At 74.4% G+C, this 26245-nt stretch carries 24 protein-coding genes; 9 read left to right on the plus strand and 15 right to left on the minus strand.

Translation table 11 applies throughout. The annotated features are described in order from the left end of the window. Window positions 1-87: 87 nt before the first annotated feature. Window positions 88-2244 (plus strand): SpoIIE family protein phosphatase, encoded by a 2157-nt coding sequence (locus tag O7626_RS20925; protein ID WP_278062830.1) that lies wholly within the window; start codon window positions 88-90, stop codon window positions 2242-2244. Window positions 2245-2291: 47 nt separating this feature from the next. Beyond that, a complete protein-coding gene (locus O7626_RS20930; protein WP_278062831.1) occupies window positions 2292-3635 on the plus strand; it encodes a cation:proton antiporter in 1344 nt (447 codons plus the stop codon). Between the two features lie 61 nt (window positions 3636-3696). Here O7626_RS20930 and O7626_RS20935 read toward each other — a convergent pair whose 3' ends face one another. Then, on the minus strand, window positions 3697-4683 hold the full coding sequence (locus tag O7626_RS20935) for a sensor histidine kinase (RefSeq protein ID WP_278062832.1): 987 nt from the start codon (window positions 4681-4683) through the stop codon (window positions 3697-3699). A gap of 300 nt (window positions 4684-4983) precedes the next feature. Between O7626_RS20935 and O7626_RS20940 the strand changes: the two genes are divergently transcribed. From O7626_RS20940 to O7626_RS20950, 3 genes are all read left to right on the plus strand, one after another. Beyond that, a complete protein-coding gene (locus tag O7626_RS20940) occupies window positions 4984-6372 on the plus strand; it encodes a glycoside hydrolase family 6 protein (RefSeq protein WP_278062833.1) in 1389 nt (462 codons plus the stop codon). A gap of 141 nt (window positions 6373-6513) precedes the next feature. After that, a complete protein-coding gene (locus tag O7626_RS20945; RefSeq protein ID WP_278062834.1) occupies window positions 6514-7350 on the plus strand; it encodes a helix-turn-helix transcriptional regulator in 837 nt (278 codons plus the stop codon). Between the two features lie 160 nt (window positions 7351-7510). Continuing rightward, on the plus strand, window positions 7511-8113 hold the full coding sequence (locus O7626_RS20950; RefSeq protein WP_278066241.1) for a general stress protein: 603 nt from the start codon (window positions 7511-7513) through the stop codon (window positions 8111-8113). 24 nt (window positions 8114-8137) lie between these two features. Here O7626_RS20950 and O7626_RS20955 read toward each other — a convergent pair whose 3' ends face one another. Beyond that, window positions 8138-8722: a DUF1684 domain-containing protein gene (locus tag O7626_RS20955; protein ID WP_278062835.1), complete on the minus strand. Its 585-nt coding sequence runs from the start codon at window positions 8720-8722 to the stop codon at window positions 8138-8140. Between the two features lie 159 nt (window positions 8723-8881). Here O7626_RS20955 and O7626_RS20960 point away from each other — a divergent pair, with 159 nt between their 5' ends. From O7626_RS20960 to O7626_RS20975, 4 genes are all read left to right on the plus strand, one after another. Further along, entirely contained in the window at window positions 8882-9394 is a 513-nt protein-coding gene (locus tag O7626_RS20960; RefSeq protein WP_278062836.1) for a MarR family transcriptional regulator, read from the plus strand. 2 nt (window positions 9395-9396) lie between these two features. Continuing rightward, on the plus strand, window positions 9397-10386 hold the full coding sequence (locus O7626_RS20965; protein ID WP_278062837.1) for a pirin family protein: 990 nt from the start codon (window positions 9397-9399) through the stop codon (window positions 10384-10386). Between the two features lie 133 nt (window positions 10387-10519). After that, window positions 10520-11308: a hypothetical protein gene (locus O7626_RS20970; protein WP_278062838.1), complete on the plus strand. Its 789-nt coding sequence runs from the start codon at window positions 10520-10522 to the stop codon at window positions 11306-11308. An 89-nt stretch (window positions 11309-11397) separates the two neighbouring features. Next, window positions 11398-12744, plus strand: coding sequence for an MFS transporter (locus O7626_RS20975; RefSeq protein WP_278062839.1), 1347 nt, complete (start codon window positions 11398-11400; stop codon window positions 12742-12744). A 65-nt stretch (window positions 12745-12809) separates the two neighbouring features. Here the strand turns inward: O7626_RS20975 and O7626_RS20980 are convergent, their stop codons facing one another. The 13 genes from O7626_RS20980 to pucL form a co-directional block, all read right to left on the minus strand. Next, on the minus strand, window positions 12810-12944 hold the full coding sequence (locus O7626_RS20980; protein WP_278062840.1) for a hypothetical protein: 135 nt from the start codon (window positions 12942-12944) through the stop codon (window positions 12810-12812). A gap of 366 nt (window positions 12945-13310) precedes the next feature. After that, window positions 13311-13802 carry a hypothetical protein gene (locus O7626_RS20985; protein WP_278066529.1) on the minus strand — a complete coding sequence of 164 codons (492 nt, stop codon included), beginning with the start codon at window positions 13800-13802 and terminating at the stop codon, window positions 13311-13313. Next, window positions 13774-14430, minus strand: a complete 657-nt coding sequence (locus O7626_RS20990; RefSeq protein WP_278062841.1) for a methyltransferase domain-containing protein — start codon at window positions 14428-14430, stop codon at window positions 13774-13776. The genes O7626_RS20985 and O7626_RS20990 overlap by 29 nt, the downstream gene beginning before the upstream one ends. A gap of 76 nt (window positions 14431-14506) precedes the next feature. Next, entirely contained in the window at window positions 14507-15169 is a 663-nt protein-coding gene (locus tag O7626_RS20995; protein WP_278062842.1) for a hypothetical protein, read from the minus strand. A gap of 99 nt (window positions 15170-15268) precedes the next feature. After that, entirely contained in the window at window positions 15269-16510 is a 1242-nt protein-coding gene (locus tag O7626_RS21000) for an aminoglycoside phosphotransferase family protein (protein WP_278062843.1), read from the minus strand. Continuing rightward, window positions 16507-17583, minus strand: coding sequence for an allantoicase (gene alc, locus O7626_RS21005; RefSeq protein ID WP_278062844.1), 1077 nt, complete (start codon window positions 17581-17583; stop codon window positions 16507-16509). The genes O7626_RS21000 and alc overlap by 4 nt, the downstream gene beginning before the upstream one ends. Further along, complete coding sequence (allB, locus tag O7626_RS21010) at window positions 17580-18986, minus strand: allantoinase AllB (protein WP_278062845.1); 1407 nt, start codon at window positions 18984-18986, stop codon at window positions 17580-17582. Before allB ends, alc begins: the two co-directional genes overlap by 4 nt. A 40-nt stretch (window positions 18987-19026) precedes the next feature. Continuing rightward, window positions 19027-20271 (minus strand): aldolase/citrate lyase family protein, encoded by a 1245-nt coding sequence (locus O7626_RS21015; RefSeq protein ID WP_278062846.1) that lies wholly within the window; start codon window positions 20269-20271, stop codon window positions 19027-19029. Then, on the minus strand, window positions 20271-22601 hold the full coding sequence (gene pucD, locus O7626_RS21020) for a xanthine dehydrogenase subunit D (protein WP_278062847.1): 2331 nt from the start codon (window positions 22599-22601) through the stop codon (window positions 20271-20273). The genes O7626_RS21015 and pucD overlap by 1 nt, the downstream gene beginning before the upstream one ends. Continuing rightward, window positions 22598-23950 carry an 8-oxoguanine deaminase gene (locus tag O7626_RS21025; protein ID WP_278062848.1) on the minus strand — a complete coding sequence of 451 codons (1353 nt, stop codon included), beginning with the start codon at window positions 23948-23950 and terminating at the stop codon, window positions 22598-22600. Before O7626_RS21025 ends, pucD begins: the two co-directional genes overlap by 4 nt. Continuing rightward, the gene (locus O7626_RS21030; protein ID WP_278062849.1) at window positions 23947-24423 is read right to left on the minus strand and encodes a (2Fe-2S)-binding protein; all 477 of its coding nucleotides are present in this window, start codon (window positions 24421-24423) and stop codon (window positions 23947-23949) included. The genes O7626_RS21025 and O7626_RS21030 overlap by 4 nt, the downstream gene beginning before the upstream one ends. Continuing rightward, complete coding sequence (locus tag O7626_RS21035) at window positions 24420-25286, minus strand: FAD binding domain-containing protein (protein ID WP_278062850.1); 867 nt, start codon at window positions 25284-25286, stop codon at window positions 24420-24422. The genes O7626_RS21030 and O7626_RS21035 overlap by 4 nt, the downstream gene beginning before the upstream one ends. Further along, window positions 25286-26239 (minus strand): factor-independent urate hydroxylase, encoded by a 954-nt coding sequence (pucL, locus tag O7626_RS21040; protein ID WP_278062851.1) that lies wholly within the window; start codon window positions 26237-26239, stop codon window positions 25286-25288. The genes O7626_RS21035 and pucL overlap by 1 nt, the downstream gene beginning before the upstream one ends. Between the last annotated feature and the right edge of the window lie 6 nt (window positions 26240-26245).

Genomic DNA, 26245 nt, shown 5'->3' on the forward strand with positions numbered 1-26245 from the left:
CCGGGCGAAGCGGCCGGATCGCAGCACAACGGGCGTACCAGACGGCGTCCGACGAGCGGATTCGGCGGGTCCGGTTAGGCTGCTGGCATGCCAGGCACGGTCGGGCGGGTTCCCGCTCCCCCCTCCACCGTGACCGGTGCGTTGCCGACGCCGGATCCGACCGTCGGGCCGCCGACCGACCATGGCTGGCCGGAGACTCCGCTGGGTCCACCCGGCCGGTGGGATCCGGCGCTGCGGGCGATCGTCGACCTGGTGCTCTCCGCCCCGGTGCCGATGGCCCTGGCGTACGGCCCGCAGCTCGCGCTGGTCTACAACGACGGCTTCGCCGAGCTGATCCCCGGCAAGCACCCGCAGGCGTTCGGCCAGCCGGCGGCCGAGGTCTTCGCCGAGGTGTGGCAGGTGCCCGGGGTCGGCGACGTGATCGAACGGGTCTACCGGACCGGTGAGGCGTTCCTGGAACGGGACGCCCCGTTGCCGCTGTTCCGGGACGAGCCCGGCGAGCCGGAGCCGTCCCTCTTCGCCCGCGGCTACTCCCCGGTCCGGGACTCCACCGGCGCGATCGTCGGAGTGCTTACGGTGGCCACCGAGGCGACCCAGGTCACCCAGCGGCTCCAGAGCCTCGGCGAGCTGGCCTCGGCACTGGCCGGCACGCTCACTCTCGACGACGTGGCCCGGGTCACGCTGCGCAGCGCGCTGGCCTCCTTCGGGGCCGACCAGGTCGAGTTCGGGGTGGACGACGGCAGCGGGTGGCGGCTGGTCCGGCGGATCCGGGGCGAGGTGCTGGACGAGGCCGACGAGCGGCTTCCCCCGCTGTGGCGCCGGCACGGCGCCGACTCCCCCGCCCCGCTGGTGTTGACCGCCGACAGCGGCACACCGAGCTTCGCCGGTGACGGCCAGCCGCTGCTGCGCAGCGCGGTCGACCGGCACGACGAGAAGATCCGGGCGCTGGCCGCGCTGCCGCTGCGTACGCCGACGCTGCGCGGCGGTCTGACCGTCGGCTACCGGCAGCCGAACCACTGGCCGCCGGCCGAGCGCGCCCTGCTGGCCGCTTCGGCGGAGCTGGTGGCCCAGGCTGCCGACCGTGCCCGCCGGTTCGAGACCCAGCACGGCACGGCACAGCTGCTCCAGCGCAGCATGCTGCCGGAGCACCTGCCCGACCTGCCGCTGCTGCGGATCGCCGCCCGGTACGACGCCGGGGTGGACGGCAACGCGGCCGGCGGCGACTTCTACGACGCGTTCGCGCTGCCGGACGGCCGGCTGGCGGTGGTACTCGGCGACGTGGCCGGGCACGACGTGCAGGCCGCCGCGTTGATGGGGCAGGTACGCGCCGCGCTGCGCGCGCTGGCCCTGAGCGATCCCGACCCGGTCCCGGTGCTCGCCGGGCTGGACCGGCTGGTGTCCAGCCTGAGCGTGGAGGCGCGCAGCGACGAACTCTTCGTGACCGTCGTCTACGGGCTGATCGAGCCGGAGACCGCCCGGTTGACCGTGGCCAGTGCCGGCCATCCTCCACCGCTGGTCCGGCGTGGCTCACCCGGCCAGCCCGGCTCCACCTGGTATCTCGAGGTGCCGCCCGGGGTGCCGCTCGGGCTGCACGGGCACCGGACGGCCGTCAGCGTGCCGTTCCCGCCCGGTGACACGCTGCTGCTGTTCAGTGACGGGGTGGTGGAGCGGCGGCAGCGGAGCCTGAGCAACGGCTTCGAGGTGCTGGCCGGTACGGTGGCCGGCTCGGCGACCGGCGACCCGCGTACGCTCTGCGCGCTGGCCAGCGGCGCGGTGCCGGGCAACACCGAGGACGACGTCGCCGTGCTCGCCGTCGAGCACGCCAGTACGCCCAGCCGGTCGGCCAGCATGGAGGTGCCGGCGGAGCCGACCGCCCCGGGCCGGGTGCGGCACTGGATGACCGCCCAGCTGAACCTCTGGGGGGTGCCGGAGCAGGTGGTCGGTTCGGCGGTGCTCTGCACCAGCGAGCTGACCACCAACGCGCTGCTGCACGCCGGCACCGCCGCCCGGGTGGAGATCGACCTGAGCCCGGAGCGGCTGCTGGTCTCGGTCGCCGACAGCGGCACCCGGGGCGCGGTGACCCGGGCCCGGACCGAGAAGCTGAGCAGCCGGGGCCGGGGACTGGGCCTGATCGAGCAGCTCAGCGACGCCTGGGGGACCGACCCGACGGTACGCGGCTCGACGGTCTGGTTCGAGATCATGATCCCCGCGACGGCCGGTACCGACGAGTTCCCGGGCGACTGACAGCACAGACAGGCTGCGGGGCACTCCGGCGGGGAAAGGGTGCCCGGGTGGATCTCTCGGCGACCTCGTACGCGTTGATCGGGCTGGGCGCGCTGCTGGCCGGCATCCTGCCCCGGGTGCTGGAGCGGCGACCGCTCTCCATGCCGATCGCCTTCCTCGGCCTCGGCATGCTGGTGTTCCTGCTTCCGCTCGGGCTGCCCGAGCCGGACCCGCTGACCCACGACAAGATCGCGACCCAGCTCACCGAGATCGGCGTGATCGTGGCGCTGATGGGCGCCGGGTTGAAGATCGACCGGCCGCTCGGCCGGCGCCGCTGGTCGTCGACCTGGCGACTGCTGGCGATCGCCATGCCGCTCTGCATCGCCGCGGTGGCGCTGCTCGGCTGGTGGTGGGTGGGGCTGGCGCCGGCCGCCGCGCTGCTGCTGGCCGCCGCGCTGGCCCCGACCGATCCGGTGCTCGCCTCCGACGTGCAGGTGGGCGAGCCCACCGACGTCGAGGACAGCGAGGACGAGGTGCGGTTCGCGCTGACCGCCGAGGCCGGGCTGAACGACGGTCTCGCCTTCCCGTTCGTCTACGCCGCGATCGCGATCGCCACGGTCGGCCTGGCCCCCGCCGGCTGGCTGGCGGAGTGGCTGACCCTGGACGTCGGCTACCGGATCCTGCTCGGGGTGGCCGGCGGGCTGCTGGTGGGGTGGCTGCTCGGCAAGCTGTTCTTCCGGGCACCGTCGCGGCTGCGGCTGGCCCGGCATTCGGAGGGGTTCCTGGCGCTGGCCGCCACCTTCCTGTCGTACGGCCTGGTCGAGCTGGTCGGCGGGTACGGCTTCCTGGCGGTCTTCGTCACCGCCCGGGCGATCCGGGCGGCGGAGCGGTCGCACGAGTACCACCAGGTGCTGCACAACTTCGCCGAGCAGGTGGAGCGGCTGCTCACGGTGCTGTTGCTGCTGCTGTTCGGCGGTGCGGTGGTCACCGGGCTGCTCGCCCCGCTGACCTGGCCGGCGGCGCTGCTGGCGCTGGCGCTGGTCTTCGTCATCCGCCCGTTGACCGGCCGGCTGTCGCTGGTCGGGGCGCCGGGCCGGCCCGCCGAGCACTGGGTGATCGCGCTCTTCGGCATCCGTGGCGTCGGCACGTTCTACTACCTGGGGTACGCCACCACGCACGCCGACTTCCTCGGCGCCGACCTGCTCTGGGCCACGGCCGGGCTGGCGGTGCTGGTCTCGGTGGTGGTGCACGGGGTGGCGGCCACCCCGGTGATGCAGCTGCTGGACCGCCGCCTGGACCGCACCTCCGACGACGGTGGCTCGGCCGACCGGCCGGCGGAACTGCCCGCGCCACGTTCCGGCAAGCAGGACGCGCCGACCTCCACCGACTCCGACAGTCCGGCCCGAACCTGATCCCACCTCGAATCGGCCCTACACCGGCGCGGGCCGGACAACCGGACCGACCGGCGCGGGATCAGGAGCCGAGGGTCGGTGCGGTGCCGGTCGCCGGCTCCGCCCGGCGGTGCATGTGCAGCCGGACGGTGGTCGAGGTGTTGTCGGTGTGCACCTGGACCAGGTCGCAGAGGTAGTTGACCAGCAGCAGGCCGCGCCCGCTGTCGCTGACCGGCGACGGCGGGAGGCGGCCGGCGAGCCGGTCGGTCAGCACGCTGGAGCCGGTGATCTCGCAGACCAGCCCGTCGTCGTCGAGCCAGACCCGGGCCACCGCCGGCCGGCCGGAGTGCACCACCGCGTTGGTGGCGATCTCGTTCGCCGCGACCCGCAGGTCGTCGACCTGTTCGCGGTCGAGCCCGGCCTGGTGGGCGAGGGCGGCGACCATGGCCCGCATCCCGGAGAGTCCGGAGGACTCGAAGAACAACGTGGACGCCGAGGGCGGCGGGGTCGGGAAGGGCTGGTTGAACGAGTCGACCACGTTCTCCGGGTGGCCGTACCCGGCACTGGGCTGCCGGTCGCCGTCGCGGATCAGGAACGGGTGGGTACTCGCCGCGTCGGCGATCACCTCCACGTCCAGCCGCACCGCGTCGTACGGGCAGAGCAGGCTGACCGGCCGCCCGGCGAGGGCGATGTTGATCAGGGCCTCGTGCTGTACGCACCGGGGGTACGCCTGTGCCGACCGGCCGGGCCAGACCGGCTCCCCGACGACGCGTACCCGGGCCGGGGCGTGTTCCTCGACGAAGGCGTGCAGCACACCGGGGATGATCCATCCGGGGTTGCGACCCTCCCGGGCCATGTCGACGAAGCGCAGCTCGGTGCCGCCGCCGAGTGCCGTGCGCAGCAGGTCGAGCCGGAGCCCGGGTACGGCGATCAGCACCGGCTCCCCGGCGACGAGCCCGGCCCGCACGAACGAGCGGACGCCGGTGACGTAGTCGTCGTCGGTGCGGTAGAAGAGTGCGTCGTGCCGCAGCGGTCCGGTGCCGGGCCGCGTGGCCGGTTCGAATGTCATCGCCCGCCACCCGTACGCGACGCGTCCACTCCCCACCTCCGACCAGCAGCGTACGCGGCACCGGCAACGACTGGCCACGCAGCGTCAGCGGACGGGGCGACCGGAGTGCCGCCCCGGCCCGCGCAACGGCCGGGCGACCCGCCGGAACGGCCCGGTCGACACGCCGCTGACCTGTGTTTATGCCCAGGTACTGAAACCAGGGCTTCACACGGACGCAACATGGCTCTACCGTGGTCGATGTCTATGGGAGCGCTTCCAGCGATGCCCCTCGATCTCCCACCGTCCCGAAGGGAGTACCGCATGCACCTCAGACCCGCGCTCGCCGCGGCCGGTGCCGTCGCCGTCACGGCACTGGCCGTGACGACAGCGGTCGGTGTCGGCCTGTTGGACCCCACCCCCGCGAAGGCCGCCGACTCGGCCTTCTACGTCGACCCGGACACCAGCGCCGCCCGCTGGGTCGCCGCCAACCCCAACGACTCCCGGGCCGCCGTCATCCGGGACCGCATCGCCAGCGTCCCGCAGGGCCGCTGGTTCACCCAGAACAACCCCGGGACCGTACGTGGTCAGGTAGACGCCTTCGTCGGCGCCGCCGCGGCGGCCGGCAAGATTCCGATCCTGGTGGTCTACAACATCCCCAACCGGGACTGTAGCGGCGCCAGTAGCGGCGGGCTGGCCAACCACACCGCCTACCGGCAGTGGATCGACCAGGTGGCCGGCGGCCTGAACGGTCGGCCGGCGACCATCATCCTCGAACCCGACGTCCTCGCGCTGATGTCGAACTGCATGAACTCCTCCCAGCAGGCCGAGACCCAGGCCTCGATGGCGTACGCCGGGAAGCGGTTCAAGGCCGCCTCGAGTCAGGCCAGGGTCTACTACGACTCGGCGAACTCGGCCTGGCTCAGCCCGCCGGTGATGGCCGCCCGGCTGGTGGGGGCGGACATCGCCAACAGCGCCGACGGGATCTCGGTGAACGTCTCCAACTACCGCACCACGGCCGAGTCGGTGAACTACGCCAAGTCGGTCGTCGCGGCGACCGGCGCGTCGCACCTCAAGATCGTGGTGGACACCAGCCGGAACGGCAACGGTCCGGACCCGCGCAGCGAGTGGTGTGACCCGGCGGGCCGGGCGATCGGCACCGCCAGCACCAACCAGACCGGCGACTCCGCGGTCGACGCGTTCCTCTGGGTCAAGCTGCCGGGCGAGGCGGACGGCTGCATCGCCACCGCCGGCCAGTTCGTCCCGCAGCGCGCCTACGACATGGCGATGGCCGCACCCAACCCGCCCACCACCCCACCGGCCACCACCGGCCCGCCGACGGTGCCGCCGACCACCACCCCACCGGTCGGCACCCCACCGGCCACCACCCCACCGGCCGGCGCCGGTTGCCGGGTCACCTGGACCGCCAACTCCTGGACCGGCGGGTTCACCGCCGAAATCCGGATCACCAACGACGGTCCGGCGATCAACGGCTGGACGCTGAACTTCACCGTCGGCTCCAACGTCCGGTACAGCAACGGCTGGAACGGCGCATGGAGCCAGTCCGGCACCCAGATCAGCGTCGGCAACGTGGCCTGGAACGGGTCGCTGCCGAGCGGCGGCACCACGAGCGTCGGCTTCCAGGGCACCTACAGCGGGACCCTGGGCGCGCCGACCGGCTACACCCTGAACGGCAACGCCTGCACGAGCTGATCCCCATCCCCCTCCGGCCGGGTCGCCGTCCGCGCAACGCGGGCGGCGACCCGGCACCCCCCGGGCAGACCGCCCCTGACCCGGCCGGCGGGCCGCAGCCGCGCCAGCGTCCGGCCGTACGATCGGAATGGTGATGACGAGATGACGGTCGCCGGACAGCGGCAGCGACCGGTCGGCCAACTGCTGCGCGAGTGGCGCGAACGACGGCGGCTCAGCCAGCTCGAACTCGCCATCCAGGCGGACATCTCCACCCGACACCTCAGTTTCGTGGAGACCGGCCGGGCGATGCCGAGCCGCGACATGGTGCTCCGGCTCGCCGAGCACCTGGAGGTGCCGCTGCGGGACCGCAACCACCTGCTGCTGGCCGCCGGGTACGCGCCGATCTACCCGCGTACGTCGCTGGACTCCCCGGCCCTGGCCGCCGTACGCGCGGCGGTGCGCCAGGTGCTCACCGCCCACCAGCCCTATCCGGCGATCGCCGTCGACCGGCACTGGCACCTGGTCGAGGCGAACGCCAGCATCGGGCTGTTCACCGCGGGTGCGGCGGCGCCGCTGCTCACCCCGCCGGTCAACGCGCTCCGGTTGGCCCTGCACCCGGCCGGCCTGGCGCCCCGGATCGTCAACCTCGGCGAGTGGCGGGCGCACCTGCTCGGGCGGCTGCGCCGGCAGGTGGCGCAGAGCGGCGACCCCGAGCTGGCCGAACTCTACGGCGAACTGCGGGCGTACCCGTGCGACCAGCCGGAGCCCGAGGTCGAGATCCCCGGGCCGGGCGAGGTGGTGGTGCCGCTGCGGATCCGGCACGGCGACCGGGAACTGGCCTTCTTCGGCACCGTCTGCACCTTCGGCACCCCGCTGGACGTCACCGTGGCGGAACTCGCCGTCGAGTCGTTCTTCCCGCTCGACGAGCAGACGGCGGTGGCGGTGCGCTCGGCGGCCGAGGAGGAGGAACGCCGGGTCGGCAGCGCCTCCGCCCGCTGAGCCGGACGCCGAGCCGCCCGCTCAGCCCGGACGGTCCGGGCCGGGAGAGGCGAAACCGGACAGCGGGGTTCGGCGCGCCCGTTCGTTTACCTCCACCGGGACGGGTTACCGGGTAGGGACAGCCGGGGAATCGAGCCGTGACGAAGGAGGCTGATTCATGATGTCCAGGAATCCGACGGCGGCCTGGCAGTCCGGTATGCCTGGTATGACGGGCGGCAACAACCTGCCAGCCGGACCTTCCGGTGACCAGTTCAGGGCGCCGAGCAGCGAGGACGGTACGACCCCGGGACAGCAGGCCACGGTGACCGTCGCCGCCTACCAGGAATACCGGTCGGCGCAGTACGCGGTGGATTTCCTCTCCGACAACGGGTTTCCGGTCGAACGTGCCGCGATCGTCGGTACCGACCTCACCCTTGTCGAAACGGTGCTGGGGCGGATGACCACCGGCCGGGCCGCGTTGGCCGGTGCCGCCACCGGTGCCTGGTTCGGGCTCTTCATCGGTCTGCTCTTCGGCATCTTCACGGTCGGCAACTGGTGGGCGGTCATCCTGGTGGGACTCGCCATCGGTGCCGTCTGGGGTGCGATCTTCGGTGCCATCGCGCACGCCATGACCGGCGGGCGCCGTGACTTCACCTCGGCCAGCAGCCTGCGGGCCAACCAGTACGCGGTGAACGTCGACGCGACCTTCGCCGACCAGGCGCGCCAGCTGATCGGTCGGATGAACTGGCAGGCCCAGCGCCCGGCCGGCGCCACCGGACAGTAGGGCCCGACCGGGGCACCGGGTCGGTCAGTGGTAGACGCGCTCACCGGCCCGGATCGGCGTCGAGATCCGGTTCTCCTCCGGCGCCAGCGGACAGGCCCACCGGTCGTCGTACGCGCAGGAGGGGTTGTAGGCGTAGTTGAGGTCGAGCCGCAGCCGACCGCCGGGCAGCACCGTCAGGCCCCGGCCGTGGGTGCCCTTCACCGTGTCGGTGAGATAGCGCCCGCCGCCGTACGTCTCCCGGCCGGCGGTACCGTCCCGGAACGGCAGGAAGAGCCCGCCGCCGTACGCCTCGATCCACCAGAGGGTCAGCGGGCCCCACGGCGTCTCGGCGATGCCGCACCGGCGGTACCGCACCACGCCGTCCGGCCCGCCGGTGTCGATGCTCAGCGTGCCGGTGGCCGGGCGGATCGGCACGTCGACCACGGCCGACGGCTCGGCCGGGAAGTAGCGCAGCCCGGTGAAGCGGGGCCGCTCGGCCAGCGGGATCGGTGACTGCGGGTGCCCGGCGAACAGGGCGTCCCGGGCCGCCCGGAAGCCGGCCAGGTCGAGATCTGACAGGTAGAGCCGGGTCACCTGCTCGCGCCAGTCCGCCAGCTCCAGTTCGTCCACCTGACCGAGCCTAGCGTCGGCGGGCGGCCGACGACGACGGCACCACCCGGTCGACAGGTACTTCAAAGTCGCACAACCTGACCAAGGTCGTGTGATCGAGTGAGCTTGGTCGCGTACGAGCAAGTGCTTTAGATTTTAAATAGTGCTACAGTCGAGGGCATGGAGGAAGGTCTGGACGCCGAGCGGCTGGCCTGCTGGCGGGCGTATGTCGAGTCGAGTCAGCTCCTGCTCAACCGGCTCGACGACGAGCTGCGCGGCGCAAGTGAGCTGAGCCTGGCCGACTACCACGTGCTGGTCCTGCTCTCCGAGGCGCCCCGGCAACGGCTCCGGATGGGCGAGCTGGCCGGTCGGCTGGTCTTCTCGCCGAGTCGACTGACATACCAGATCTCCTCGATGGAGCGGCGCGGCCTGGTCGCCCGGCAGAGCTGCCCGGAGGACCGCCGGGGCAGCGAGGCGGTGCTGACCGCCGCCGGGCTGCTCACCCTGCGCGACGCCGCACCGCAGCACGCGGCCTCGGTGCGCGGCTATCTGATGGACGACCTCGACGAGGCCGAGGTCGCCTGCCTCACCCGGGTCTTCGACCGGCTGGCCGGGCGGTTGAGGGCTGACGGCACCACCACCCCGGCCTCCCGAACCCCCGGCAGCGTCAGCGTCAGCGTCAAGGAGAAGTAGCCATGCCCGCGATCACCGTCGACGACGTCCTGGTCCTGCCCCGCCTGCCCCGGCTCGGCGCGACCACCACCTACCGGCCGGTCCGCCGGCTGGTCACCGCGCCCAGCGGCTACGAGGGCGAGGGCTTCCCGGTCCGCCGGGCCTTCGCCGGGGTACCGCTCACCGAACTGGACCCGTTCATCCACCTCGACCAGATGGGCGAGGTCGACTACGCCCCCGGCGAGCCGAAGGGGACCTCCTGGCACCCGCACCGGGGCTTCGAGACCGTCACCTACATCATCGACGGGGTCTTCGACCACCAGGACTCGCACGGCGGTGGCGGCACCATCACCAACGGCGACACCCAGTGGATGACCGCCGGACGCGGCCTGCTGCACATCGAGGCGCCACCGGAGCACCTGGTGGTGAGCGGCGGCCTCTTCCACGGGCTGCAACTCTGGGTCAACCTGCCCCGGGCGGCCAAGATGAACCCGCCGCGCTACCAGGACATCCGGGGCCGGGAGTCGGCCCTGCTGACCACGCCGGACGGCGGCGCCCTGCTCCGGGTCATCGCCGGCGAGGTGGCCGGGCACACCGGCCCGGGCAGCACGCACACCCCGATCACCGTCACGCACGTGACGGTGCAGCCGGGCGCCGAGGTGGAGCTGCCCTGGCGGCCCGACTTCAACGCGCTGGTCTACGTGCTGGCCGGCCGGGGCACGGTCGGCGCCGACCGCCGGCCGGTGCGCACCGGCCAGCTCGCGGTGCACGGGCCCGGCGACGCGCTGCGGTTCGCCGCCGACGAGCGGCAGGAGACGGCCACCCCCGCCCTGGAGGTGTACGTGATGGGCGGTCAGCCGATCCGCGAGCCGGTGGCGCACTACGGTCCGTTCGTGATGAACAGCCGGGCCGAGCTGGTGCAGGCCTTCGAGGACTACCAGGCCGGTCGGCTCGGCGTGGTGCCGGCCCGCCGTACCCCGCACACCGACGGCAGCGCGGCACGGCCCTCCTGACCCCCGCTCCGGCACGCCGGCAGGTCCGCCCCAGCGGGTGAACCTGCCGGCGTGCTCGCGTCCTGCCGGCGCGATACCCGTCGAGCGTCAACGGTTTGTTGACAGACGCCGTCGGGCACGACACGATCCCCGGATGCGACCAGGGAAGCCAACCGGCGACGAAATCCCCGACGATGCCGTCGCCGCACATTCGGCAGTGCTGGCCGCCGCCGCCGGCAATAGTGCCGGCCGATCCGAGCCACTGGCCGCGATGCGGCTGCTCGCCGGCCTGCGGGCCGGGTTGGACGAGGCGGAACGCCAGCTCATCGAGGCCGCCAGGGAACGGCGGGCGAGTTGGGCCCAGATCGCCACGGCACTCGGGCTGACCAGCCGGCAGGCGGCCGAGCAGCGCTGGGTACGCCTCTCCGGCGCCGCGACCCGGGACCCGTCCCGAGTACGTGCCGACCGGCGGCGTCAACAGGTCGTTGACAGTCGATTCGGGCCGACTGTGCCGGAACTGCGGGCCGAGGTGACCGCCGTGTACCGGCAGCTCGGCGCGGAGCCGGACCGGGACGACCGGCACCCCCGGATCCGGCTGGCCCGCACCACGCTCGGCCTGGCCGGATCGGCCGAACCCGGCGGGTTGTACGCGCTGGCCGCGCAGGCCCTCGACGACCTCGACCAGATCCCGGCCGAGCAGTCCGGCGGGGCGCTGCCGGTTGCCCGCGACCGGCTCCGCCGGGCCCTGCGCCGGGCCACCCCACCGGCCACCCCACCGGCCGCCCCACCGGCCGCCCCACCGGCCGCCCCACCGGCCGCCCCACCGGCCGCCCCACCGGCGAGCCCGCCGGAAGCCGGGCCACCGGAAGCCGGGCCACCGGGAAACGCGCCGCCCGCAGGCCCGAGCCGGCCGGGCGGGAAGCGCCGCCAACCGCCGACTTGAGTCGACCCGACTGAAGTTCTGGTTGACAAGCGCCGATCAGCCGACCGAGGATGTGAGTCCCCACGACTCAACCCCTCGGAGGACAGAACGTGCGCACGAGACGACGGCTCGACCCCGAACGGCGCAACATCCTGCTCTTCGTCGGCGTCTCGGCGGTCTCCGGCTTCGGCGGCACCGCGCTGAACGTGGTCGCCGGAGTGTGGGTGCTCGACCTCTCCGGCTCCGGCAGCGTGGCCGCGCTCACCGGCCTCTGCCTCTTCGCCCCGACACTGCTCGGCCCGCTCCTCGGCGCGGCCGTCGACCGGCTGCCCCGCCAGCGGCTCGTCGTCTGGACCCACCTGCTCACCGCCGTGGCCGTGCTGTCGCTGCTGGCGGTCCGCAGCGAAGCCCAGGTCTGGATCGTCTACGTCGTGATGCTCGGCTACGGCACCAGCCTCGTCCTGGTCGACGTCGCGGAGAACGCCCTGCTGCCGGCCGCGCTGCCGCCGCACGAACTCGGCAAGGTCAACGGGATGCGGACGAGCGCGCAGGAGGGGATGAAGCTGGTCGCCCCGCTGGCCGGCGCGGGACTCTTCGCCTGGCGGGGCGGATATCCGGTGGTCGCGCTCACCGCTCTGGCGCTCGTCCTGGCCGGCGGTCTCTACCGGCTGCTCCGGATCCGTACCGACGTCCCGACCGTACCGGGAACCGCAGGCCACAGCGCGGCCGAATCCGGAACCGGACGGCACCGGAGCGGAACCGGCGGCCGCGGACTCCTGGCCGGCGCCGCTTTCCTGTGGCGGCACCCGGAGCTGCGTACGTGTGTCCTGATCGGATCCACCACGATCGGAATGTCCGGACTGACCACCGCCGCCGTCTACGCCGTCGTCACCGAGGACCTGCACCAGCCCGCCGCGTTCGTCGGCGTACTCTCCTCGGCCCAGGGCGCCGGATCGTTGCTCGGCGGGCTGCTCGTGCCCCGGCTGCTGCGTACCCGGGGAAGTCTCGCCGTCGGCGCACTGGGCGCCGCGCTCTTCGCGCTCGGCACGCTGGGCCGCCTCGTTCCCTGGACCCCGGCGGCGGTGGCCTGCTCGGTGCTGGTCGGGATCGGCCTGCCGTGGACCCTGGTCGCCGCCGTGACGGCGGTGCAGTCGCGCACCCCCGGGGCGCTGCTCGGCCGGGTGTCGGGCAGCGCCAGCACCCTGCTCTTCGCACCGGTCGCGATCACCACCCCGGTCGGTGCGGCCCTGGTGCTGCCGGACCACCGCCTGCCACTGCTGGTCGCCGCCGTGCTCTGCCTCGGTGTCGGTCCGGTCACGCTGCGGATGGCCCGCCGCGCCGATCACCCCGGCACCGAAGCCGGCCCCGCCACGGAACCACCCTGGGACGACGCCGGCCCGAGCGGACCGGCACAGCTCTCCGGCGGCGGCACCCGGTCACCGGCGGCCCGGTCCTGACGATCGGGCGTCGGACCCGCCAGCCGGGTCGGCCGGCGGGTCCGGTCAACGGGAGATCGACCCCCTCAGGTGGAGACCGCGAAGATGCCGGCCACCCCGAGCACGACCATCACCAGCACCGCGACGAGGGCGCCGCGCTCGTTCTCCACCGCCGCCCGGTCCGGTTGGTCCCGATCGGCATCCATGATCTCACTGGACATGCTGTCCTCCCCTGGTCGTCGCCTGCACTCCGACGGGCCGGACGACCATCGCCGTACCGGCTCCGGCGTTCTGCCGCCGTTGTCCGGTCTCCGACACCCTGGCGCTGGTACGCCGGTGGTCGTCCTCGCCTCGGCGCCGCTGCGGGCACCCGGGCTGCCCGGAGCCGCGCGGAAGCACAGCCCCCTGCCGTCGCGCGCGATCCGGGGCAACCCGACATCGGAGTTGCCGCTCTGGGCGATCGGAAACCCGGCAGCCCGACCCGATTCCGGGGTAGCCTGCGGCCGGATCCCCACCCGAGGCGGCGGAACGTGCCCGGATGCGGGTGCCGGTCACGTATCGTCCGGGTCGAGCCGTTCCGGCATCCGTCAGCGTTGGATCCAGTTCGTCGGCACCAGGATCGGCTGGTCGGGGTCACCGGCCGGCACCAGCCGGGACGTCCACTCCGAGATGGTCGGCTCACCCCGGGCCACCCAGCGGTCCCGCAGGGCGATCGCGTCGGCGGCGTACCGGGCCGCGTAGGGTCCGGCCGCCCGCACCGAACCGTCGGCGAGCAGACCGGCCCCACCGCCGTGCACCTCGTCGAGCAGGACGGCTCCGCCGGGACCGCCCCAGCCGCCGGCCGGACCGGCCGAGAAGGTGGTACGCCGATCCCAGGCCCCGACCGCGAACCACAGGTCGTGGTAGCGGAAGACGTCCAACGGCGGGCGCCACCGGGCCGGCTGCCGCACGGTCGGCGGTGGGAACGCGGCCGCCCGCCGGGGCAGCGGGTGCGCACCCGGATACCGGGCCGCCAGCGGACCGGCCGCGGACATGAACCCGGCCCGCAGCTCACCGCGCCTCGGCCACCCCCCGGACACCCGGCCGGATGCGCAGCACCGGGTGGTTGCCGGCGTGTTCGACCGGGGCGAGCAGGTAACCGCCCGGGACGAGTTGGTCCAGCCAACGCGGCGACACCCCGGTCACCCCGACCGTGACCACCACCCGGTCGTAGCCGGTCTCCGCCGGCGCCCCGAGGTAACCGTCGCCGAGGCGTACGTCGACGGCGCCGGCCAGGCCGACCCTGCGCAGTGCCGCCTCGGCCCGCTCCACCACGTCGGGAGCGATGTCCACCGTGGTCACCCGGGCGCCCATCGCGGTCATCAGCGCCGCGTTGTATCCGGTGCCGACGCCGATCTCCAGTACCCGGCTGCCGGGGCGCAGCTCCAGGGACTCGATCATCGCCGCCATCAGCGACGGCTGGCTCGACGAGCTGGCCGGTATCCCGTCGACGAGTTTCGTCACCAGCGGATGGTTCCGGTAGACCAGCGGCAGGAAGTCGGGATCGTCCGGCCCGAGCCAGCGGCCGTCGCCGCCGTCGAAACCGGTCGCCACGAACTCCTCCCGGGGCACCGTGCGGAACGCCTGGACCAGCTCGTCCGCGCCGAGCAGTCCCTCCTGGCGCAGCTGGTCGACGTACCGGGCGCGTAACTCGTCGGCCGCCGTCACGGCCCGGCCGTCCGGGCAGCCACACCGGCCGTCCCGGGAGCCACACCGGGCGTCCCGGCAGTCGGACAGGCCGGGCTCAGTACCATGCCCAGGACTCGCTGCCCGGCAGTGCGAACGACGATCGTGGCGAGTAGAAACCCCACAGCAACTCCAACGGGTTGGCCGGGCGGAGCGCGAAGACGGGATGGTCCGGCGCGAGGAACTCCACCGACTCGATCTCGAACGGCGTCACCGGCTCGAAGACGTACGGGCAACTGGCGCCGGTGAGCCGGTCGCCGAGCCGGCTGAGGTAGCGGACGTGTCCCCGGTATACCCGGCTGACGGCGCCACCGACCCGGGCGGTGGTGCGGATCAGCGCCACTCCGTCCACTTCGGTCACCGCCACCAGCGCCTGCCCGACGATCTCGATCGTGGTCCGGCCGGCGGCGGCCGGCACACCGCGTACCGCCGCCTGGGTCCGGGCGAGCGGACTCGAACTGAGGTGGTGGGCATACCAGCGGGCCGAGCCCGAGTCGACCAGTTCGAGGTCCGGGCCGAGTCCGGCTGCCGAATAGCTCTCCAGCCCGGAGGTCTGCGCCGCGTCGTCCACCACGTACTGCTGGAGGAAGACCTGTCGGTTCGCCGGCAGCCGGAGGCCCGGCGGCACCGTCGCCGCGACCGCCTCGGGATCCGCCGGCACCCAGCCGAAGTGCAGCATCCGGCAGTGCACGACGAGTTGCGGCGGAACGGGCTGACTCACAGGGCTCCTGTCGTCGGCGGGTTAGCCGCGACGCTACGACCGGCCCCGGGGGCAGACAAGCGCCGGCAAGACGGATAGTCGACAGTCACCTCCGCCGGCTCAGGCCGTTCGGGCCGCCAGGCTCAGCAGGGCCGGCACGTCCGCGGCGTGGAACGCCCGCTCGGCCGGTTCGATCCGGGCCAGGAAGTCGGCGGCGACCGCCGCCATCCACAGCGGAGCAACCGGACGAAGCAGCTCGATCGCGCGGGCCGGATCGCTGCCCGGCACGCTCGACCGCCAGCGCCGGACCCACTCCTCGACCAGCGTCCGGGCCGGCTCGGGCTCGACGGACTCGGTCAGCCGCAGGATGTCGAAACCGGGATGCCCGACGAAGCCGTCCCCCCAGTCAATGATCACCCGGCGGTCGCCGGCGATCCGGACGTTGCCCGGATGCAGATCGCCGTGCACGAGGGTGTCCGGCAGGCCGCAGCGGCCCAGCTCGGCCAGCCGGTCCGGCAGCCCGTCCAACAGCGACCGCAGCTGCGCCAGGTCCGGGCCGTGCGCGGCGAGCCGGTCCCGTACCGTCCGGGCCAGCGCCATCCCCCGCCGGTCCGGGACCCCGGCGGCGACCAGCCGCTCCACCTGGTCGACCGAGGCGAGCTGGAGCCGGTGGTGGTCGGCGGCGACCTCGGCCCGGCCGGCCGGCGGCAGCCCGTAGCCGTCCTCGCCCGGCACGTGTTCCAGCAGCATCCGCCCGTGGTCGTCGGCGGCGATCAGCACCGGGACCAGGTCGGGCACCGCCGTGCCGAGCCAGCGCAGCAGCACCGGCTCGTGTGCGAAGAACCCGGGCACCTGCTTGAGCCACACCGGCGGACCGGCCCCGACCGCACCGTCCGGCCCTGCCCCCTCCGGCCCTCGCATGTCCGGCCCTCGCATGTCCAGCCGCCAGATCGCCGACAGGTTCCAGGCCCGCTGCGGCACGGCGACGTGCGGGCCCCGGCCCGCCCGGTGCAGTTCGGCGGCGGCCCAGCGCAGGCTCGCCGCCGGCCCGCCCGGCACCGCCCAGGGCGCCCGCAGCGGCTCGGCCGACAGGTCCAGCCGGGTCGGCGCCAGTGGCAACCCGGACGGCAGAGCGGCTCCCTCGGAGAGCTGGGCCAGATAGCCGACCGTGCCGCCGGGTGGCCCGCTGCGGTCGGCGTGCAGCAGTCGCAGTACCGAGACGTCGAGGCCGTACCGCGTCCGGGCGCCGGCCACCACGTCGCCGACCTCCTGCCACCACGGCGCCGGTACGTCGTACCGGGGCAGCACCCCGAGGGGGCGGCCGGCGGCGTCGAGCAGGTGCAGCAGCACCGTCCGGGTCACGGCCACCAGGCTCTCGCCGAGCGGATCCCGCCGGGCTCCACCTGACGGGCGTGCGCCGGTGGCAGCGAATCCGACCAGCGTCGTCGCAGCAGGTCGAGATCGGCCGGGGCGATCCGGCCGGGCAGTCGCAGCCGGGCCATGCCACCGTCCGGGAAGATGTCCAACCGGACCTCGGTGGCGGTCGGCAGCGCGGCGACCGGGAACCGGTGCCGGGTGTCCGGCTGCAACCGGGTACGCGGCAGGATCTCGAACCAGGCCGCCTCGTCGGCCGGGTCCGAAACCCGGGTGTCGATGCCGCGCAGCGCCGCCGCCGCCGGCGCGTTGCCCTTGAAGTGGCTGGTGTCCAGCTCCACCTGCCGGACCTGGCCGGGGGCGGCCAGCCGGACGCGTACCCAGTCGTTGCCGTCGTCGCGCCGCCGGGCGGTCTCCCAGCCCTCACCCATGGTGCGGGCCAGGCCGGGCGCGATCAACTGCCGGGGCGCACCGTAGAACATGTCGCTGCACCCGACCACCAACCCGCCGTGCTCCAGCGCCGCGAGGTCGGCCCGCCCGTCCGGGAAGAGCGACGGATCGGGTACGACCACACCGTGCACCCGCAGCCGGGCCACCCCGCCGTCGGGATAGATCCGCAGCCGCAGGTGCGTGTAGCGGTGTGGGTCGTCCACCTCGAACAGGTTACGGCTGTTCCCGCGCAGCGCCGACCGGGGCACCAGGGTGGCCCAGTCGGCGTCGGCCAGTTCGACCGGATCGGGATAGCCGGACATCCCGCACCCCTCCACCGAGGCGAACGGCGGATAGTTGCCGGTGAAGTGCGTGGTGTCCACCACCACTCCGGAGACGATCCCGGGGGCGCCGAGCCGGACGACCGCCCAGTCGTACCCCGGTTCCCGGCGGCGGCGGGTCTCCCAGCCGTCGTACACCTGGCCCTTGGCTCCGAACGTGCCGGCGGCGAAGCCCGGCGGAGCGTCGCCGACCAGGTTGTCCCGGGCGGCGAAGAACTCGTCGTTGGCCGCCACCACCCCGCCGCCGAGCGCCCGCGACGCCAGGTCCGGCAGCTCGGTGAAGCCGGTCACCGGTGCACCCGGCCGATCCCCGCCGCCGACCCGTCGACCGGCGGCGCGGCCAGCCCGGACCGTTCGCCGGCCGGGGGCTCCGGCCGGGTCAGCAGGCGGCCCCGGGGCGGGTCCGTCGGGCCGACCGGCTCGCCGCGCAGCCAGGTGCCCCGGACCACGCCGCGCAGCCGGCGCCCGGCGTACGGGGTGACCGCATGCCGGTGGAACAGCCGGGCCGGTTCGACGGTCCACTCCGTCTCCGGGTCCAGCGCCACCAGGTCGGCGTCGGCACCGACCCGCAGCACCCCCTTGCCGGGCAGCCCGGCGATCTCGGCGGGCCGGGACGCCATCCAGCGCACCAGGTCGGCCAGCCGGTGCCCGCGCCGCCGCGCCTCGGTCCAGACCACCGGCAGCCCCAGCTGCACCGAGGCGATCCCGCCCCAGGCGGCGCCGAAGTCGCCGCTGTCCGGCCGCTTCAGCTCCGGCAGGCACGGCGAGTGGTCCGAGACGACGCAGTCGACAAGCCCGTCCGCCAGGCCGGCCCAGAGCGCCGCCCGGTTGGCCTCGTCCCGGATCGGCGGGCAGCACTTGAACTCGGTCGCCCCGTCCGGGACCTCGGCGGCGTCCAGGGTCAGATAGTGCGGGCAGGTCTCCACGGTCACCCGTACCCCGTCGGCGCGGGCGGCGGCGACCGCCGGCAGCGCGTCGGCGGCGGAGAGATGCAGCACGTGCACCCGCCGGCCGGTACGCCGGGCCGCGTCCAGCACCACCTGCACCGCCCGGCGTTCGGCGACCGGTGGGCGGGAGGCGAGGAAGTCGGCGTACCGGGCCGACGGTGGGGCGACGCCGATCCGGGCCGGGTCCTCGGCGTGCACCACGAAGAGCGCGTCGACGCTTGCCAGCGCCCGGTGCAGCCCGGCCGGGTCCAGTGGCGGGAACTCCGGCACCCCCGAGTCGACCAGGAACGCCTTGAACCCGAGCACCCCGGCGGCGTGCAGGGCCGGCAGCTCGGCCAGGTGCTCCGGTACGGCGCCGCCCCAGAAGCCGACGTCGACGTGGCACCGGTCGCGCGCCGCGTCCCGCTTGCGGCGCAGCGCCGGCACGGTCACGGTCGGCGGTACGGAGTTCAGTGGCATGTCGACGATCGTGGTGACCCCGCCGGCCAGCGCCGCCCGGGTGGCCGAGGCGAAACCCTCCCACTCGGTACGGCCCGGCTCGTTCACGTGCACGTGCGTGTCCACGAGTCCCGGCAGCAGGGCCAGGTCGCCGAGGTCGGTGCCGGGCACCTCGTCGTACCCGGCCAGGTCGGCGTCGTACCCGGCCAGGTCGGCGATCCGGCCGTCCCGTACCCAGACCGAGGCCGGCCGTTCCCCGTCCGGCAGCACCACCCGCCGGGACCGCAGCACCAGGTCGTACCCGCCCATCCGCTCCCCCTCCCCGGAAACCGGCAGTCGCCCGCAGCGGTCACATCGCCGACAGCTCGGCCCGGTGGTAGCCGGTCTCCGCCTCGGTCAGCGCCCCGCAGTCCAGCCCGCGCAGCAGGAATCCGGCGAGCGCCCGCGCCGTCGCCGGCTCGTCCAGGATGCCGCCGGAGCGCCGCTCCAGGTAATCCCGCAGCCGCGCCACCGCCGCCGCCCGCCCGTCCCGGAAGAAGGCGTACGTGCCGGCGAACCGGGTCGGCAACTGCGCCGGATGCAGATCCCAACCCTGGTAGAAGCCGCGTTCCAGGCCGCGCCGGACCAGCCGGGCATGCTCCGCCCAGCCCGCGTGTACGGCAGCGGTGTCGCCGACCGGGAGCAGGTTGGTGGAGCCGTCGGCCAGGCGTACCCCGGTCTCGGCAGCGGCCACCTGCATCACCGCCTTGGCGAAGTCCGCCACCGGGTGCTCCAGGCTCTGCTGCGCGGCGGCGATCCCGCAGGCGGCGCTGTAGTCGTAGGTGCCGTAGTGCAGCCCGCTGCACCGGCCGCCGGCCGCGTCGATCAGCCGGCCCGGGGTGGCCAGCCCGTCCGGCCCGAGCACCGCCGCCGGGGTCTCCACCTGCACCTCGAAGCGCAACCAGCCGGCCGGCAGCCCGTACGCCGCCTCCAGCCGCTCGCAGAGCAGCACCATCGCCTCGACCTGCTCCGGCACGCTCACCTTCGGCAGGGTCACCACGAACCGCCCGGCCGGCGGCAACTCACCCGCGTCCCGCAGCGCCGCCAGGAAGAGGTCCAGGGTACGCACCGCGCGGCGGCGTACCGGCCCGGTCAGGCTCTTGATCCGCAACCCGAGGAACGGCACTCCGAGCCCGGCGCCGGCCAGCCGCCCCGCCCGGACCGCCGCCGCGTCCTCGACCTCGTCGTCGCGTACCCCGTAGCCGTCCTCGAAGTCGATCCGCAGGTCCTCGACCGGCTCCCGGCCCAGCTTGTCGACCACCAGCTCGTGCAACCCGACCGGGTACGGCAGCGGCGGGTGGTCCCGCAACGCGGCCAGGGCCGCCGCGCCCCACCGGGCCACCAACCCGGGATCGCAGCGGTCGGCCGGCACGTAGACGGTGTGCACCGGCTGCCGCCCCGCCGGCTGGCCGGGATAGCGCCGCAGCAGCTCGGCGTCGACGGGTGCCAGCCGCTGGTCCAGCTCGGCCAGCACGTCCGGCCCGAGCCGCCCCACCAACGGGTCCCGCTCAGGCAGCCGGGCCACCAACGGGTCCCGCTCAGGCAGCCGGGCCATCAGCCGGTCCCGGTCAGGTGCTCGGGCCGGACCGGTACCCGGGTCAGCGGCACCCCGGTCGCCGCCCGGATCGCCGCGACGATCGCCGGAGTGGCCGAGATGGTCGGCGGCTCCCCCACCCCGCGCAGCCCGTACGGCGCGTGCGGGTCGGCAAGTTCGAGCACGTCCACCGCCATCGGCGGCACGTCCAGCACGGTCGGAATCAGATAGTCGGTGAAGGACGGGTTCCGGATCACCCCGTCGACGACCTGGAGTTCCTCCATCAGCGCCAGCCCGAGCCCCTGCGCCGTGCCGCCCTGGATCTGCCCGACCACCGCCGCCGGGTTGATCGCCCGCCCGACGTCCTGGGCGGTGGCGATCTCCACCACCCGGACCAGCCCGAGTTCGGGGTCGACGTCCACTGTGGCCCGGTGCGCCGCGAAGGCGTACTGCACGTGCGCGTCACCCTGCCCGGTGACCGGGTCCAGCGGCCGGGTCGGCCGGTGCCGCCACCGTACGGTCTCCTCGACCGGCCCGGCCGCGAGCAGCTCGACCAGGGTGCCCACCGTGGTCCCGGCAGCGTCCCGCACGACCCCACCCAGCCACTCGGCCCCGGCCCCGTCGCCCGGCTCGACCGGCGACCCCGACCGGGCCAGCAGGGCCGCCCGGACCGCCCGGCAGGCCGCCCGGACCGCACCCCCGGTCATGTACGTCTGCCGGGACGCCGACGACGATCCCGCACTCCCCACACTCGTGTCCGCGGTCGCCACCACCACCCGCTCGACCCCCAGCTCGGTGCGGGCGATCTGCGCCTGCACCGTCACCAGGCCCTGGCCCACCTCCGCCGCCGCCGTCCGCACCAGCACGGTCGGCTCGCCGCCGACCAGCTCCAGCCGGACCCGGGCCGTCGCGTAGTCGTCGAAGCCCTCGGAGAAGCAGACGTTCTTGATCCCGATCGCGTACCCGACCCCGCGCACCACCTGCTCCGGCGTCGTCGTGTTCGCCACCCCGCCCGGCAGCTGCCGCAGGTCGTCGCCGGCCGGTGGCGGCAGCGGCCGGTCCCGGACCAGTTCCAGCAGCCGGGCCACCGGCGCCGGCCCCTCCACCAGTTGCCCGGTCGGCATCGTCCCGCCCTCGGCCAGCGCGTTGCGCACCCGCAACTCGACCGGGTCCAGCCCGACCGCCTCGGCCAGCCGGTCCATCTGCGACTCGTACCCGAAGCACGCCTGCACCGCCCCGAATCCGCGCATCGCCCCGCACGGCGGGTTGTTGGTCCGCACCCCGTAGGCGTCGACGTGCACGTTGGGCACCCGGTACGGCCCCACGCCGAGACTCGCCGCGTTCGTCACCACCGCCGGAGTCGTCGACGTGTACGCGCCACCGTCGAGCAGGATCCGGGCCCGTACGTAGACCAGTTCGCCGTCCCGGGTCGCACCGTGCTCGTACCGCAGCACCGCCGGATGCCGGTGCACGTGCCCGACGAACGACTCCTCCCGCCCGTAGACCATCTTCACCGGCCGCCCGGTCCGCAGCGCCAGCAGGCTGGCGTGCACCTGCATGGACAGGTCCTCCCGGGCGCCGAACGCCCCACCGACGCCGGCCAGGCTGAGCCGGACCTTCTCCGCCGGCAGTCCCAACGCCGCCGCCACCTGCCGCTGGTCGGCGTGCAGCCACTGGGTGGCGACGTACAGCTCGATCCCACCGTCCTCGGCCGGCACCGCCAGCCCGGACTCCGGCCCGAGGAACGCCTGGTCCTGCATCCCGACCCGGTACTCCCCGGTCACCACCACCTCGGCGGTCGCCGCCGGATCACCCTTGCGGATCGGCACGTGCCGCACCAGCCCCGCACCGGCCGGCGCCGCCGCCGTACCGGTGACCGGCTCCGGTGCCAGGGCCAGCGCCACCTCCGGGTCGGTCACCGGCTCCCGCACCAGGTAGTCGACCACGATCCGCCCGGCGGCCCGGCGCGCCGTCTCCGGATGGTCGGCGGCGACGACCGCCACCGGCTCGCCCCGGTAGTGGACCTCGTCGACCGCCAGCACCGGCTGGTCGGCCACCTCCAGCCCGTAGTACCGGTCGCCCGGCACGTCGGCCGAGGTCAGCACCGCGTACACTCCCGGCACGGCGAGTGCGGCGCCGATGTCGATCCCCCGGATCACCGCCGACGGGTGCGGGCTGCGCAGCGTCGCGCCCCACAACATGTCGTCGGCCCACAGGTCGGACGAGAACGCGAACTCCCCGCGCACCTTCAGCGCCGCGTCCGGGCGTACCGCACTCGTCCCGATCCCCTGTGCACCCGGGGCCGCCGGCTCCGCTCCGGCCTCGACCAGCGAGCGCCCGGATCCACTCATCGCGCCCTCCGCACCAACATCCGGTGCGCCCGCCGGACCCCCCGGGCCAGCCCGGCCGGATCCGCCGTCCGCAACTCCCCGTTCTCCACCACCGCAACCCCGCCGACCAGCAGCAACTCCACCGGCGCCGGGGCACCGAAGACCAGCGCCGCCACCGGGTCGTCGATCCCGACGTGCCCGAGCCCGTCCAGCCGCCACAGCACCACGTCGGCGAGCTTGCCGACCTCCAGCGAACCGAGCTCGTCACCCCGGCCGAGGCAGCGCGCCCCGCCGACGGTGCCGAGCGCCAGCGCCTCCCGGGCGGTCAGCGCCGCCGGCCCGCCGCGCAGCCGGGCCGCGTAGAGCGCCTGGCGCAGCTCGGCGCCGAGTTGGTTGGCCTCCTGCGAGGCCGGTCCGTCGACGCCGAGCCCGACCGGCACGCCCCGGTCCAGCAGGTCCCGGACCCGGGCGGTGCCGGCGCCGAGCCGGGCGTTCGAGCTGGGACAGTGCGCGACCGAGGTACCGCTGCCGGCCAGCGCGTCCAGCGCGGCGTCGTCCAGGTGTACGCCGTGTGCCAGCCACACGTCCGGTCCGAGCCAGCCGAGCCGTTCCGCGTACTCGACCGGGGTGCAGCCGTGGGTCTGCCGGCAGTACTCCTCCTCCTCGACGGTCTCGGCGAGATGGGTGTGCAGCCGTACGCCCCGGCGCCGGGCCAGCGCCGCCGCCTCGGTCATCAGTTTCGGGCTGACGCTGAACGGCGAGCAGGGCGCCACCGCCACCCGCAGCATCGCCTCCTCGGCCGGGTCGTGGTACCTGTCGATCGCCTCCTCGGTGGCCGCCAGCGCCGCCTCGGTCTCCTCGACGACGGTGTCCGGTGGCAGCCCGCCGGACGACCTCCCGAGGTCCATCGAGCCCCGGCACGGATGGAACCGCAGCCCGACCTGCCGGGCCGCCTCGACCTGTGCCGCCATCAGGTCACCGGCGCCGGCCGGATGGACGTAGTGGTGGTCGGTGCTGGTGGTGCAGCCGGACAGCGCCAGCCAGCCGAGCCCGGCGGCGGTGGTCGCCGCCACCACCTCGGCGTCCAGCCCGGCCCAGACCGGGTAGAGCGTCTCCAGCCAGCCGAAGAGGTCGGACTGCTGCGCCATCCCCCGGGTCGCCCACTGGTAGAGGTGGTGGTGGGTGTTCACCAGACCCGGGGTGGCGAGGCAGCCGGTGCCGTCGATCCGGCGTACCGGACGGTGGTAGCGGGGGGCGTGTCCGGGGCCGACCGCGACGATCCGGCCCTGGTCCAGCACCAGGTGCCCGTCGGAGTACTCGGTGCCGGCCGGGTCGACCGTGGCGACCGCGCAGTTCTCGATGACGATCACGGCTGGGATTCCTCCCGGCCGGCGGCGAGCCGTACCGCCGCCAGGATCTTCTCGTAGCCGGTGCACCGGCAGAGGTTGCCGGCCAGCGCCTCCCGGATCTCCTCGTCGGCCGGGGCCGGCGTCCTGGCCAGCAGGTCGTGTACGGCGACGACCAGCCCCGGGGTGCAGAACCCGCACTGCACCGCCCCGGCGGCGACGAAGGCCCGCTGCACCGGATGGAGTTCACCGGGCCCGGCCGCCAGTCCCTCCACCGTGACCACCTCGCGGTCCCGGGCCTGCCCGGCCGGCACCAGGCAGGCGCAGACCGGCTCACCGTCCAGATAGACGGTGCAGGAACCGCATTCGCCCTGCTCGCAGGCGTTCTTCGCGCCGGGCAGCCCGAGCCGCTCCCGCAGCAGGTGCAGCAGGCTCTCGCCCGGCCACACGTCGTCGGCCCGGCGCGGCTCGCCGTTGACCACGCAGTCGACCCTCACTCCGCTCCTCCTCCCCGCCGGTGCTCCGCCCAGGCCCGCTGCACCGCCCGCCGGGCCAGTACGCCGAGGGCGTGCCGGCGGTAGGCGGCGCTGCCGCGTACGTCGTCGATCGGACTGGCCGCCGCCGCGACCAGCTCGCCGAAGCGCCGGGCCAGCGACTCCGGCAGCCCGGACCGGTCCGCCCAGGGCAGCTCGGCGGCGAGCAGTTCCTCGGCCGCCGTCGCCCGCACCGGGGTCGGGGCGGCCGAGCCGATCCCGGTGCCCACCGTCCGGTCCGCCGGGCGCAACGCCAGGGCGAACGAGCAGACCGCGATCACCATCGCGTTCCTGGTGCCGACCTTGGCGAACTGCTCCGGCCCGCGTCCGGGCGGCAGCAGTACCGCCGCGATCAGCTCGTCCGGGGCGAGCAGGCTGCGCTTCGGCCCGGTGCAGAAGCCGGCGACCGGCACCCGGCGGACGCCCCGGACCGAGGCGAGTTCCACAAGCGCTCCGGCGGCGAGCAGCGGCGGCAGCGCGTCCCCGGCCGGTGAGGCCGAGCCGAGGTTGCCGCCGACGGTGCCCCGGTTGCGGATCTGCGCGGAGCCGACCGTGCGGGCCGCCATCGCCAGCCCCGGCGCCCGGCCGGCCAGCTCGGTGACGATCCGCCGGTACGGCACTCCGGCGCCGAGCCGCAGCATCCCGTCCTCGCTGCCCCAGTCGGCCAGCCCGGCGACCCGGCCCAGGTCGAGCAGGGCCGGCGGGCGGCGGCGGGCGAAGTTCAGCTCCACCATCACGTCGGTGCCGCCGGCCACCGGCAGCGCCTCCGGACGCGCCGCCCGGACGGCCAGCGCCTCGGCCCAGCTCCGGGGTTGCAGGAACTCCATCAGCCCGCCCCTCCGTCCCGGGCGGCGTCCCGGGCCGCGGCGTCCCCCGTCACGTCCGTCCCGTCGTCGGTCGGGGTACGGGTCAGGGTCCCCTCGATCAGCCCGTACGGGCGGTCGGTGGCCACGAACACCTCGCCCGGGTTGTCCAGCCCGAACGGTGCCAGGTCCACCAGCAGGTGGTGCCGGTTCGGCAGGGCCAGCCGCACCTGCGCGATCTCGGGGCGCTCGGCCAGCACCCGGTGGCCCATCGCGTACAGGGTCTGTTGCAGGGAGCGGCTGTAGGTTTCCACGAACGCGCCGACAAGCGCGGCCCGCACCCCGGCGTACGACTCCGCCCAGCCCCGCCCCGAACTGGTCGGGCCGGTCGGACTGGTCGGGTCGGTCGGACCGGTCGGGTCGGCGTCCCGGTGCCGCCAGTCCGCCTCGACCGCGGTGGCCAGGATCCGGTCGTCGGTCTCCGGCAACGTCGTGTACCGGTCCCTCAGGTAGCCCCGGAACTCCGAGTCGGTGCTGTTCAGCAGCACCAGCCCGGAGATCCCGGACTCCACCGTGTCACCGCCGTCGGCGTGTACCGTCACCGTGGCGGTACGGCTCTCGGCACCGTCGCGCTGGAAGGAGTGCGGACCGAGCCGCTGCCAGCCGTGCTCGGCCAGCCGCACCGTGGCCGTCCGGACCGGCGGTACGCTCCGGACGAAGTGCCGGGCCAGCAGCAGCCCGAACTCCTCGATCTGGTCGACGCCGTGTTCCCGGGCGAAGGCGTACACGGTGTTCTTCTGCGAGTCGGTCGGCAGTACGTGCGCGTTGTCGCCGCTGCGGTGCACCTCGTCGAGGTCTCCGGCGAGGGCGATCCCGACGGTCAGGTCGCGCAGTTCGTGCCGGGGACCGTCCCGGCCCACCCGGACCAGCCGCACCTCGGCCTTGCCGTACTGGTTGGCCCCGAGCACGATCGCCACCGCGAG

Origin of the sequence: Micromonospora sp. WMMD1102, from assembly GCF_029626265.1 — a bacterium.
Classification (GTDB): domain Bacteria; phylum Actinomycetota; class Actinomycetes; order Mycobacteriales; family Micromonosporaceae; genus Plantactinospora.